The organism is Streptomyces sp. NPDC002306 (assembly GCF_053593435.1).
In genome coordinates, this window is the sequence record NZ_JBSFCK010000002.1 from 329,234 (window position 1) to 341,648 (window position 12,415).

The window sequence follows — 12,415 nt, forward strand, 5'->3', positions numbered from 1 at the left end:
CCAGGTAAAGAAGTTCCCAAGCCGGTCCGGACGAGCGGCGACGAGCCGCGGAGCGATGGAGTGGCAATGGAGTGGCGATCGAGCGGCGATCGAGCAGTATCGGAGAAGCGCCGGTCGCCGGAGCACGCCTAGCCTGGCTGCGAGGGCCGGCCCCTCGGCGAGGGCCGGTCGGGTGGACAGGAGACCGTCGCCGCGACGAGCGATCGCGCCGACGGAGGTCGACCGGACGTACCGTTCCGCCGGAGGGAGACCGCGAAGGCGGCCCCGCTCTCACAGATGGAGACACGATGAGCAAGGCCCGGAGGCCGGACACGCGGTCGCCTGAGCTGCACGGCGCCGACAGCCACGATCTGATCCGTGTGCACGGCGCGCGCGAGAACAACCTCAAGGACGTCAGCGTCGAGATCCCGAAGCGCCGGCTCACGGTGTTCACCGGTGTCTCCGGGTCGGGCAAGAGCTCGCTGGTGTTCGACACGATCGCCGCGGAGTCGCAGCGGCTGATCAACGAGACGTACAGCGCCTTCGTGCAGGGCTTCATGCCGACGCTGGCGCGGCCCGAGGTCGACGTGCTCGACGGCCTGACGACCGCGATCATCGTCGACCAGCAGCGGATCGGCGCCGACCCGCGCTCCACGGTCGGCACCGTCACCGACGCCAACGCGATGCTGCGCATCCTCTTCAGCCGGCTCGGGCAGCCGCACATCGGCTCGCCCAAGGCGTTCTCCTTCAACGTCGCCTCGATCAGCGGAGCGGGCGCGGTCACCGTGGAACGCGGCGGGCAGAAGGTGAAGGAGCGGCGCTCCTTCAGCATCACCGGCGGCATGTGCCCGCGCTGCGAGGGCCGGGGCTCGGTCACCGACATCGACCTCACCCAGCTCTACGACGAGTCCAAGTCGCTCAACGAGGACGCGCTCAGCATCCCGGGCTACAAGTCCGGCGGCTGGAACTACCGGCTGTACACCGAGTCGGGCCTCGTCGACCCGGACAAGCCGATCCGCAAGTACACGAAGAAGGAACTGCACGCCTTCCTGTACCTCGAACCGACCCGGATGAAGATCGCGGGCATCAACATGACCTACGAGGGGCTGATCCCGCGGGTCCAGAAGTCGATGCTCGCCAAGGACAAGGAGGCGATGCAGCCGCACATCAGGGCGTTCGTGGAGCGCGCGGTCACCTTCACCGTCTGCCCCGACTGCGAGGGCACCCGGCTCACCGAGGCGGCCCGCTCGTCGAAGATCGCCGGGATCAGCATCGCGGACGCCTGCGCGATGCAGATCAGCGACCTGGCCGCCTGGGTGCGCGCGCTGCACGAGTCGTCGGTGGCGCCGCTGCTCGCGTCCCTCCAGCAGACCCTGGAGTCGTTCGTGGAGATCGGCCTCGGCTATCTCTCGCTGGACCGGCCCGCGGGCACGCTGTCCGGTGGTGAGGCACAACGCGTCAAGATGATCCGCCACCTCGGCTCCTCGCTCACCGACGTCACGTACGTCTTCGACGAGCCCACCATCGGCCTGCACCCGCACGACATCCAGCGGATGAACGACCTGCTGCTGCGGCTGCGGGACAAGGGCAACACGGTGCTGGTCGTGGAGCACAAGCCGGAGACGATCGCGATCGCCGACCATGTCGTCGACCTCGGCCCCGGCGCCGGCGCGGCGGGCGGCACCGTGTGCTTCGAGGGCACCGTCGAGGGACTGCGGGCGGGCGGCACCGTCACCGGCCGGCACTTCGACGACCGGGCCTCCCTCAAGGAGTCGGTGCGCAAGCCCACCGGGACGCTGGAGATCCGCGGCGCGACGGCGCACAACCTCCAGGACGTCGACGTCGACATCCCGCTCGGCGTGCTCGCCGTCGTCACCGGTGTCGCCGGCTCCGGCAAGAGCTCGCTCGTGCACGGCTCGATCCCGGCCGACGCGCAGGTGGTCTCGGTCGACCAGACCCCGATCCGCGGCTCGCGGCGGAGCAACCCGGCGACGTACACGGGACTGCTCGAACCCATCCGCAAGGCGTTCGCCAAGGTCAACGGCGTCAAGCCCGCGCTGTTCAGTGCCAACTCCGAGGGCGCCTGCCCCACCTGCAACGGCGCCGGCGTCGTCTACACCGACCTGGCGATGATGGCGGGCGTCGCCACCACCTGCGAGGAGTGCGAGGGCAAGCGGTTCCAGGCGGCAGTGCTGGAGTACCACCTCGGTGGCCGTGACATCAGCGAGGTCCTCGCCATGTCGGTGACCGAGGCCGAGGAGTTCTTCGGCGGCGGCGAGGCACGCACACCGGCCGCCCACGCCATCCTCGACCGGCTCGTCGACGTCGGGCTCGGCTACCTCACCCTCGGACAGCCGCTCACCACGCTGTCCGGCGGCGAGCGGCAACGGCTCAAGCTGGCCACGCGCATGGGCGACAAGGGCGGCGTCTACGTCCTCGACGAGCCGACCACCGGCCTGCACCTCGCCGATGTCGAGCAGTTGCTCGGTCTGCTCGACCGCCTCGTGGACGCCGGCAAGTCGGTCATCGTCGTCGAACACCACCAGGCGGTCATGGCGCACGCCGACTGGATCATCGACCTCGGTCCCGGCGCGGGCCACGACGGCGGCCGGATCGTCTTCGAGGGCACACCGGCCGACCTCGTCGCCGCCCGCTCGACCCTCACCGGCGAACACCTCGCGGCCTACGTCCGCGCCTGACCGGCCCCGTTCACGGCATCCCCGGGACGGTGACCCCGGGGATGCCGACGGCACGGACACGAAGGCACGACCGCACGCAGGCACGACCGCACGCAGGTCCCGGACGAGCAGGCCCCGGACGAGCAGGATCCGGGAAGTGCGAGCATGGCGAGTGTGGCCAGGATGACGAGTGTGGCAAGTGTGGCGCAGGTCACGGGAAGTCGGCCTGGGGTGCCGGACAGCTCATTGAGGTGAGCACTCATCTGCGTACCCGGGTACGGGCCGGGGAATCGAGCGCGTTCGCGGAGCTCTTCGACAGCTACGCCCGCGCTGTCTACAACCATGCCTTCCGACTGACCGCCGACTGGTCGACGGCCGAGGATGTGATGGCGGCCACCTTCATGGAGGCGTGGCGGCTGCGCGAGCGGGTCGATCCCGAGGGCGGCTCCCTGCGGCCCTGGCTGCTGGGCATCGCCACCAACACGGCACGCAACCAGTACCGGAGCAACCGGCGCTACCGGGCGGCGGCCAACGCCGCCGCGGCGGCCGAACTCTCGGTGGCCGACCATGCCGACGAGGTCGCCGACCGGGTCGACGACCGGCGGCGGCTCGCGACGGCGCTCACCGCGCTGGCCGCGCTGCGTCGGCCGGAACGCGAGGTCATCACCCTCTGCCTGGGCGAGGGCCTGGACTACGAGGCCGCGGCGGAAGCCCTCGGGATCCCCGTCGGCACGGTCGCCTCCCGGCTCTCCCGGGCCCGCAAGAAGCTGCGCGCGCTGGCCGAGGCCGAAGCGGCGCGCCCTGCCGCCGCGACGGTCCGCCCGGCTCCCGGAACGGCGCCGAAAAAAGTGCGCGGGATCCGGGAAGGCGGCTTCGTCGCCCGACAGATAAGAGGCGATCACACCAACGCGATCCGGCCCGTGCAGGAAGGAAACCGATGAACGCGGACACGTCCCGGCAGAACCCGGCCGAGTGGGATGAGAGCGCAGAGCTCCTGTCCCGGACAGCGCGCGACCTGCCGACGGGTCGTCACCAGTTCCACAGGGAGCGTCTGATGGCCCAGATCCACGACACACAGCAGGCGGAGCGTACGGCGACGGCGGCCACCGCGCCGACCCGGCGACTGCGGCTGCCGCGCCCGGCGATCGCGCTGCCCGCCATGGCCGCCGTCCTGGCGGCGGCGGTCGTCACCGGGATCGTGACGTCCGGCGGGGGCGAGGACGGCGGTCTCGCCACCGGGCCGGCCATGACCACGCGGATCGGCACCGCGACCACCTCCGGCGTACCCCAGCTGCTCGACCAGATCTCGCTGGCGGCCGCCGACACGTCCCACCCGGTCGTCAAGCCCGGCCAGTACATCTACATCGAGTCCAAGGCCGCCGACACCTTCGTGCGGACCGACGACGACAAGAGCACCGTGGCCAGCCATGTCGTGCACCTCCGCCAGGTGTGGAAGTCGCCGGACGGCACCAAGGGCTGGCTGATCGACCCCGCGGTCAACGACAGCGCCGAGGGCGAGACCCTGAGCCTGCCCGACGAGCAGGGCAACACGCCCCAGGCGTTCCTGAACAATCCGTCGTACGACTACCTGACCAAGCTCACCACCGACCCCGACGAACTGCTGGCCAAGATCTACAAGGAGACGAAGGGGCACGGCAACTCCCCCGACCAGGAGGCGTTCACCACCATCGGGGACCTGCTCGGGGAGAGCTACCCGCCCGCCGAGCTCTACTCGGCGCTGTTCAAGGCCGCCGAGAAGATCCCCGGCGTGGTCGTCGTCCAGGACGCGGTGGACGCGGCGGGCCGGCACGGGGTGGCGGTGGCCCGGCTCGACGAGACCAGCGGCGAGCGCGAGGAATGGATCTTCGACCGGAAGACCCACGTCTACCTCGGCGAGCGCTCCGTCCAGATCCGGGAGAACAGCGGTGAGGACGCCCTGATCAAGCCGGGCACGGTGACCTTCACCAGCGCCATCCTGAACCGTGCCGTCGTCGACGGCATGAAGCAGACCCCGTCACAGGCCGGCTGACCGCCCAGGCCTCACCCACGACGGACGACGAACCCCCGGGTCCCCGACCCGGGGGTTTCACGTGAAACATGTCAGACCCGCACAAGGAGACGTCGGAAGGGGCGCTTGGCGAAACCCCTTCTGTTCGCGACCCGATGTGACACGGTGGCACGAAAGTGCTGTGGGGACGCTGTGGGGGGTGGGGGCATGCCGGAGCTCCGTAAGGGTGAGAACACGGCGATGAACTCGGGGCGCATCACCGTCGAGTTGCGCACCGTGGGAGATCCGGTCGACCTCAGCGGACTGCTCGTGGCCGCGGACGGCAAGGTCAGGTCCGACGACGACCTGGTCTTCTACAACCAGCCCTCCGCCGAGTCCGGTGCGGTCCGGCACCACGCGGCGGACGCCGAAGGTCCGGAGCGCGTCGAGGTGGATACGGCCGCTCTGCCGACGGAGGTGGATCGGATCGTCCTGGTCGGCAGTTGCGACCCCGACGATGCGACGCGCACCTTCCGTGACGTGAAAGAGGTGCTGGTACGTGCCGCCCAGCACGGAGGCGAGCCACTCAGCTTCCGCCCGCCCGCCCTCACCGACGGTGAACGCGCCGTACTCCTGGTGGAGCTGTACCGCCGGGGCCCGGTATGGAAGCTCCGTGCCATCGGCCAGGGCTACGCCGACGGTCTGGCCGGCCTCGCAACCGACTTCGGGATCCAGGTGGAGCACCCCCAGGACCCCTCCGCGGCCCACCCGTCCGACACAGAAGACGTCACGTCCGCACCCGGCACCACGACAACGGCGGACCCCAGGCCGGTCACCGCAACGGCCCCCGAGCCCGTCACGACGGTGTCCCCCACCGTGAGCGGGACGAACCTGCGCAAGCCCCCACTCGGCAAGATCAGCTTGGACAAGGGCAGCCAGGTCTCGATGGGCCTGGACAAGAACGACCGGGAGTTGGTGGTCACAGCCTCCCTGGAGTGGGACGGCGGAAGCGCGCAGCGTCGCAAGCGCGGCGCCGACCTCGACCTGTACGCCCTGTTCGTGCCCGCCAGGAAAGCCCTGCGTGGAAAGACGGCACCCGGGACTGCCGTCAAGTCCGGCCACGTCGCTCAGGGCGAGCCGCTGCGGCCCGAAGCGGCACCCGCTCAAGCCGCGGCAACGGCGAAGAAGGGCAAGGGTGCCGACGTCGTCTACTACAAGCGCCTCGGCTCGGTGAAGAACCACCCCTACATTCGCCTCGACGGGGATTCACGGGTGCCGGGCCGTGAATCCCTCCGTATCGTTCGCCCCGACCAGCAGGGCTACGTGCTCCTCTGCGCGTACTCCGCGGTCAGCAACGGCTTCGGCTCCTTCCGCAGCTTCGGTGCGAAGGTCGTTCTCACCGACGGGCGAGGCTCCACCGTCACCGTCCCGCTCTTCGAGAACACCAAGACCCGCTACTGGGTGGCGATCGCCCTCGTCGACTTCACCGCGGACGACGGGGCGGAGATCCGCCATGTCGAGGCCTACAGCGCCCGTATGACCGAACGGCGCCCGGTCCTCCATCCGGACGGAGCCATCGAGATGAACGCGGGACCGGTGGAATTCAAGAGGCGTTGACCGACGTCTCGGTCCGGTCCACTGTGCGCGACGACGACGGCCGACAGGGCATACGCCCGCGCAGACGCCCCAGTTCCGCCGAGGTGATGGCCGACCCGTCCACCTGACACCGGCGAGGGCCCCGCACTCCGCCCGCCCGCCCGGGTCTATGCCCGGGCCGCAGGCAGGGTCACCTCGAAGCGGCAGCCGCCCGGGATGTTGCGTACGGCGGCCCGGCCCTGGTGCGCCTCGACGATGCCGCGGACGATGGCGAGGCCGAGGCCCGCGCCGGCCGGCGGGGTCCGCGCGTGCGTGCCGCGCCAGCCGGTGTCGAAGACGCGCGGGAGGTCCTCCTCGGGGATGCCGCCGCAGCCGTCCGTGACGGACAGGACCACGCCGTCGGGCGACCGCTCGGCCGCCACCGCGACCGTGCCGTCGGCCGGTGTCCGGCGGATCGCGTTGACGAGCAGATTCCCCAGGACCCGGCTCATCTCCCGGCCGTCCACCTCCACCGGCACCGGTTCGACGCGGTCGCCGACGAGCCGTACGCCGTGTTCCCGGGCGAGCGGGTCGACTCCCGCGAGGGCGTCGTCGACGAGGTCGTACAGCGACATACGGGACGTGGACAGGGCGAGGGCGCCGGCGTGGATGCGGGACAGCTCGAACAGGTCGCCGACCATGTCGTTGAGCCGCTCGACCTCGGTGCGGATCTGGCGCAGATAGCGGTCCGGGTCGGCGGCGACCCCGTCCTCCAGCGCCTCGGACATCGCGCGCAGGCCCGCCAACGGGGTGCGCAGGTCGTGCGAGATCCAGGCGACGAGTTCCCGCCGGGAGGACTCCAGGGCCCGTTCCCGGTCGCGGGACTCGGCGAGCTTCGCGCTGGTCGCGGCCAGTTCGCGGCTGAGCGCGTCGAGTTCGGCGGTGGCCGCGCCGACGGGAGCGGCGAAGTCGCCGCCGTCGCCGAAGGACCGGGCGGCGAGCGTGAGCGCGCGGCTGCGGGCGACCACCCAGCGGCCCAGCAGCAGGGCCGTCGCGAAGGACACGACCGCCGCCATCGCGACGACCGTCGTCACCACGGTCAGGTCGTGCCCGGACAGGAACATCGCCCAGGCCACGGCCAGCGTCCCGGCGAGCATCGCGGTCACCGCCACGGCGGCGACGACGGCGAGCGACGCGGTCAGCGACCGTCGCCGGATCAGCCACAGCACGGCCGCGCCGAGCACCCCGGCCGCACCGGCCCCGAGAAAGGCGAACAGAGCGATCAACAGGATGTCGCGCACGCTCAGACCTCCCTCACACCCGAGGCGACGGGCGCGAACCCGGCGCCGGTGCCGCCGTCGGCCGGGACCACCGTCTCCACCGCCGTCTCGCCTGCGGTCTCCACCGCCGTCCCCACCGCCGTCTCGACAGCCGTCTCCTCGAAGCGGTAGCCCACGCCCCACACCGTCTGGATCAGCCGGGGCCGGGCCGGATCGTGCTCGATCTTGCCGCGCAGCCGCCGGACGTGGACCGTGACGGTCGAGAGATCGCCGAAGTCCCAGCCCCAGACCTCGCGCATCAGGTCCTCCCGGCCGAACGCCCGGCCGGGGTGGCGCAGGAAGAAGACGAGCAGGTCGAACTCGCGCAGGGTGAGGGCGAGTTCGACGCCGTTCTTGGTGGCGCGCCGGGCGGCCGGGTCCGCGGTCAGACCGGCCGTGCCCACCGTGCGCACCTCGGCGACCGGCCCGGCGGGCCGGGTGCGGCGCAGCACCGACTCCACCCGCAGCACCAGCTCCCGGGGGCTGAACGGCTTCGTCACGTAGTCGTCCGCGCCCACCTCCAGGCCCAGGATCCGGTCGTCCTCGTCGCCCCGCGCGGTGAGCATGATGACCGGCACGGGGTCGCGCTCCCGGATCCGCCGGCAGACCTCCAGGCCGTCGATGCCGGGCAGCATCAGGTCCAGCACCACCAGGTCGGGCCGGTGCGCGGCGGCTCGGGCCAGTGCGGACGGTCCGTCCCCGGCGCGGTCCACGACGTATCCGGCGCGGTCGAGATAGCCGGAGACGACCTCGGCGACGGTGGGATCGTCATCGACGACCAGGACCCTGGCTCCCCGGGCCCGCGTCGGCTCGTACGGCTGTTGTTCCATTCCGACAGCCTCGCACCGCGCCGCCGCCGGCGTCCCCCGCCGCCTCCGACGTCCGTGTTTCGTAAGAAGCCGGCGCCCGATATGCGGCTTTCCCGTCCGTAGGGTGACGAGCGTGACGACCTTTCACCCCCCAGCCGACGTCGATGTGGTCCTCCCCTGCCTGAACGAGGCCGGTGCCCTGCCCTGGGTGCTGGGCCGTATCCCGGCCGGCTGGCGTGCCCTCGTCGTGGACAACGGCTCCACGGACGGCTCGGCCGAACTCGCCCGCGGACTCGGCGCGAGCGTCGTGCACGAGCCGCGCCGCGGCTTCGGCGCCGCCTGCCACGCGGGACTGACCGCCGCCACCGCCGACATCGTGTGCTTCTGCGACTGCGACGCCTCGCTCGACCCGTCGCTGCTCGTGCCGTTCGTCCACGAGGTCCGCGCGGGCGAGGCCGACCTCGTGCTCGGGCGGCGCCGCCCGAGCGGCCGGGGCAGCTGGCCCGCGCACGCCCGGGCCGGCAACCTCGCCCTGGCGCGGATGCTGCGCCGCCGCACCGGCCTGCGCCTGCGCGACCTCGGCCCCCTGCGGGCCGCCCGCCGCGTCCCCCTGCTCGGCCTCGGCCTCACCGACCGCCGCAGCGGCTACCCCCTCCAGATGGTGGTCCGGGCCGCCGACGCGGGCTGGCGCGTCACCGAACACGACGTGCCCTACCTGCCGCGTACCGGCGCCTCGAAGGTGACCGGCACCTGGCGCGGCACCTGGCAGGCGGTCCGGGACATGAGCCGCGTCCTGGCCGAGCCGCCGCTGCCCCGCCCGGACGGACCCCCGGCCCCGGACCGCGCCGCGTCCGGCCCCCTCTCCTCTCCTCAAGGAGGAAACCCCCAGTGACCACCCTTCTCGTCATCGCCAAGGAGCCGCTGCCGGGGCGGGTGAAGACCCGGCTCACGCCGCCGTTCACACCCCGGGAGGCCGCGCAGCTCGCCGAGGCGGCCCTCGTGGACACCCTGCGCGCCGTGGCGGCGACGCCCGCGCGGCGCCGCGTGCTGGTCCTGGAGGGGCGGCCGGGTCCGTGGCTGCCGCCCGGGTTCGACGTCGTGGCGCAGTGCGCGGGCGGCCTCGACGAGCGGCTGGCCGCGGCCTTCGCCGGCTGCGCCGGCCCGGCCCTGCTGATCGGCATGGACACCCCCCAGGTGACCCCCGAGCTGCTCACCGTCGACTTCACCGACTGCGGCGCCTGCTTCGGACCGGCCGAGGACGGCGGTTTCTGGGCGCTGGGCCTCGCCGACCCCGACCCCGCTCTGCTGCGCGGGGTGCCGATGTCGACGCCTACGACCGGCGCCGTACAGCGCGAACGGCTCGTCGCGGCGGGACTGCGGGTACGTGATCTGCCGTCGCTGCGGGACGTGGACACCGCCCGGGACGCCCAGGCCGTCGCCGCGTCGGCGCCCGGCAGCCGTTTCGCCGCGGAGCTGGCCCGGCTCGAGGCGGTCACCGGCCGATGAGCACCTCACGCGCACACGCACGCTCACGCTCACGCGAGACGGCGCCCTCGGCGGCCACCGCGACCGCCGAGGGGGCCGGTCCGGGGCGTGGGCCGCTCGGCCTGCTCGCCGACGCGCCGCCCTCCTGGGGTGCCGCCGCCTACGCCGACGCCCTGAACGCCGGTCACGGCCCCCTCTTCCTGCGCCGCACCGACGGTTGGCTGCTGCCGCTGGAGGTGGAGCGCTGGTGCGCGGAGGCGGACGCGGCGGACCTGGCGGTGGTGGAACGCTGCGAGGGGACCGTCCTGGACGTCGGATGCGGGCCCGGCCGGCTGGTGGCCGCCCTGAGCGGCCGCGGCCGCCCGGCTCTCGGCATCGACGTCAGCGAGGCAGCCGTCGACCGCACCGTCCGCCTCGGCGGGCGGGCGCTGCGCCGCTCCGTCTTCGAACCGCTCCCCGGCGAGGGCCGCTGGGGCACCGTCCTGCTCCTGGACGGCAACCTCGGCATCGGCGGCGACCCCGGGGCGCTCCTCGGCCGGGTCGCCCAACTCGTCACCCCTGGCGGCTTGTTGATCGCGGAGACGGTACCGGTGGACGTCGACGAGCGCGCCGACGTCCGGATCGTCCCGCTCTCCGGCGCCCACGGCGGCGACCCCTTCCCCTGGGCCCGCCTCGGCACCCGGGCGCTGCTGCGGCACGCGGCACGGGCGGGCTGGCACGCCGAGGGTCAGTGGACCGCGGGGGGCCGCTCCTTCGCCGTCCTGCGCAGCCGCAGCACCAGCAGCAGCGCCGAACAGCCGAACAGTACGGCCGTGATCAGCAGCCAGCGGGCCGCGAAGCCGACGTCCGGCCGGCCGGTGGCGGACGCGTAGCGCTCCGACACCTGCCCGCTGATCAGCGGGAACCACACGAGCAGCAGCAGGCCGGAGAGGACGGCGGGCACCCGTACGTAACCGACGTGGGCGCGAGCGCGGCCCGCCGCCCCGGCCAGGGCTCGGTCCGCCAGCGTGTACAGCGGCAGCAGCACCAGGTCGTGCAGCAGCGCCGCGCCGACGAACCACAGCGCCACCTGGAACCAGTCGCCCGCGAGCAGCCGCGCCCCCGCGTACCCGGCGAGCGCGAACGAGCAGGCGAGCAGCAGCAGTCGCAGCGGACCGCCGACCGTGAACCGGGCAGGTCGCGGGGCGGGCATCACAGGTCTCCGAACGTCATCCGGGCCACCCACTTGGTGGCGAGCACACCGGGGGCCGCGGGCACGATGATCCGTGCCGGGTAGCCGTGGTCGGGGGTCAGGTCCTCGCCGTTGACGAACAGGGCGAGGAGCGAGAGCGGGTCGCCCACCTGGCCGGCGCTCAGGGCGGCCCGGCGGAAGGCGCCGTGCCGCTGGAGGGACTCCACGAGCACGTCCGGCGGGTCGTCGTACCCGACGAGCGCGGCGAGATCCCGCAGCCGCACGCCCCGCCACCACTGGTCGGCCGTCGACCACCCCTCCACGCAGGCGATCGGCAACGACGAGCTGTGCAGCGGGAGTGCCAGCAGATCCGCACGGCTCAGCCGGACCGGGCCGCCGCGGCCCGCGACGACCAGTCGCCAGACGTCGCCGCTCGTCTCGCGCGCGTCGATGCCCGCGTACCCGGCCGTCTTGTTGATCCCGAAGCCGCCGGGACCGCCGCCCGGTTCGCCACCGCCGTGCGGCGCGAGGAGGGCGGTCTCCCGCAGCGGACCGCCGACGCTCTGTCCGACCGTCGTGGCGAACAGCAGCAGGGACCCGCCGCCCACCAACTCCAGGGCCCCGCGCCGGGACACGGTGGGCGCGGCGGGATCCGGGGCGGCCAGACTGCTCTCCCCGGCCCCCTGCCCCGCATCCTTCTCGTCCTTCTCGTCCTTCTCCTCCCTCTCTTCCTCTTCCTCCCCGTCACGCAGCCCGCGCAGATTGCGGAGCGCCGCGGGCGTCTTCAGCACGGCGTGCGCGACGAAGGCGGCGAAGAACACCCAGGCCCCGTAGAAGTGCAGGGGATAGAACGAACCGGGGAAGACGTAGTCGAGCTGGATGTTGAGCACTCCGGTGGTGAACTCGAAGAGCGCGCCGCCCACCAGCAGGAGCAGCGACAACCGCTCCAGCGCGTGGGCGAGGGAGCGGGCGGGCGGCAGCGCGAACAGCCTGGGCACGACCGACCACAGCTTCGCCAGGAGTACGGGGACGAGCGTGATGCCGAGCGTGACGTGCGTGCCCTGGGTGAACCGGTACAGCCAGACCGGGCCGGTCGGCCAGGAGAACAGGTAGAAGCCCAGGATCCCCTTGTCCGGGGTCTGGTCGTTCACCGGCGACAGATCCGGGTTGTAGGCGGCGTACGACAGCAGCCCCGTCACGAACAGCACCGTGATCCCGCCGAGCAGGACGATGCCCAGCACGGAGGTGAACCAGGGGCCGCGCACGGAACTGCGCCAGAAACGCGGCGATGAGGGGAACCGTCGGTCGAGCCGTAGGTCGCGCATGTTCCGACGGTAGGCCGGGACCGGGCCCCGGGACGGCACGCGACTCATGACGAAACGCTGACGTCCCGGCCGGGTACGGCCACGTGG

At 72.6% G+C, this 12,415-nt stretch carries 10 protein-coding genes; 7 read left to right on the plus strand and 3 right to left on the minus strand.

Annotated elements, in window-relative coordinates; translation table 11 throughout:
* Positions 1–287: 287 nt before the first annotated feature.
* The 4 genes from ACWCQK_RS05865 to ACWCQK_RS05880 all read left to right on the plus strand — a co-directional run bounded on the left by ACWCQK_RS05865 (position 288) and on the right by ACWCQK_RS05880 (position 6,261).
* Positions 288–2,678 (plus strand): excinuclease ABC subunit UvrA, encoded by a 2,391-nt coding sequence (locus tag ACWCQK_RS05865; protein WP_451152321.1) that lies wholly within the window; start codon positions 288–290, stop codon positions 2,676–2,678.
* 230 nt (positions 2,679–2,908) lie between these two features.
* The gene (locus ACWCQK_RS05870) at positions 2,909–3,598 is read left to right on the plus strand and encodes an RNA polymerase sigma factor (RefSeq protein WP_451152323.1); all 690 of its coding nucleotides are present in this window, start codon (positions 2,909–2,911) and stop codon (positions 3,596–3,598) included.
* Positions 3,595–4,686, plus strand: a complete 1,092-nt coding sequence (locus ACWCQK_RS05875) for a CU044_5270 family protein (RefSeq protein WP_451152325.1) — start codon at positions 3,595–3,597, stop codon at positions 4,684–4,686. Before ACWCQK_RS05870 ends, ACWCQK_RS05875 begins: the two co-directional genes overlap by 4 nt.
* A gap of 186 nt (positions 4,687–4,872) precedes the next feature.
* Positions 4,873–6,261, plus strand: coding sequence for a TerD family protein (locus ACWCQK_RS05880; RefSeq protein ID WP_451152327.1), 1,389 nt, complete (start codon positions 4,873–4,875; stop codon positions 6,259–6,261).
* Between the two features lie 146 nt (positions 6,262–6,407).
* Here ACWCQK_RS05880 and ACWCQK_RS05885 read toward each other — a convergent pair whose 3' ends face one another.
* The gene (locus ACWCQK_RS05885; protein ID WP_451152329.1) at positions 6,408–7,520 is read right to left on the minus strand and encodes a sensor histidine kinase; all 1,113 of its coding nucleotides are present in this window, start codon (positions 7,518–7,520) and stop codon (positions 6,408–6,410) included.
* A 2-nt stretch (positions 7,521–7,522) separates the two neighbouring features.
* Entirely contained in the window at positions 7,523–8,368 is an 846-nt protein-coding gene (locus tag ACWCQK_RS05890) for a response regulator transcription factor (protein ID WP_451152331.1), read from the minus strand.
* Between the two features lie 112 nt (positions 8,369–8,480).
* On the opposite strand from ACWCQK_RS05890, the gene ACWCQK_RS05895 reads away from it, so the two are divergent.
* The 3 genes from ACWCQK_RS05895 to ACWCQK_RS05905 are packed head-to-tail and all read left to right on the plus strand — an operon-like array spanning position 8,481 to position 10,704.
* Positions 8,481–9,239, plus strand: a complete 759-nt coding sequence (locus tag ACWCQK_RS05895; protein WP_451152333.1) for a glycosyltransferase family 2 protein — start codon at positions 8,481–8,483, stop codon at positions 9,237–9,239.
* Positions 9,236–9,853 (plus strand): TIGR04282 family arsenosugar biosynthesis glycosyltransferase, encoded by a 618-nt coding sequence (locus ACWCQK_RS05900; RefSeq protein ID WP_451152335.1) that lies wholly within the window; start codon positions 9,236–9,238, stop codon positions 9,851–9,853. Before ACWCQK_RS05895 ends, ACWCQK_RS05900 begins: the two co-directional genes overlap by 4 nt.
* Positions 9,850–10,704 carry a class I SAM-dependent methyltransferase gene (locus tag ACWCQK_RS05905; RefSeq protein WP_451152337.1) on the plus strand — a complete coding sequence of 285 codons (855 nt, stop codon included), beginning with the start codon at positions 9,850–9,852 and terminating at the stop codon, positions 10,702–10,704. The genes ACWCQK_RS05900 and ACWCQK_RS05905 overlap by 4 nt, the downstream gene beginning before the upstream one ends.
* 319 nt (positions 10,705–11,023) lie before the next feature.
* Here the strand turns inward: ACWCQK_RS05905 and ACWCQK_RS05910 are convergent, their stop codons facing one another.
* Complete coding sequence (locus ACWCQK_RS05910) at positions 11,024–12,328, minus strand: molybdopterin-dependent oxidoreductase (protein WP_451152339.1); 1,305 nt, start codon at positions 12,326–12,328, stop codon at positions 11,024–11,026.
* Positions 12,329–12,415 lie beyond the last annotated feature (87 nt).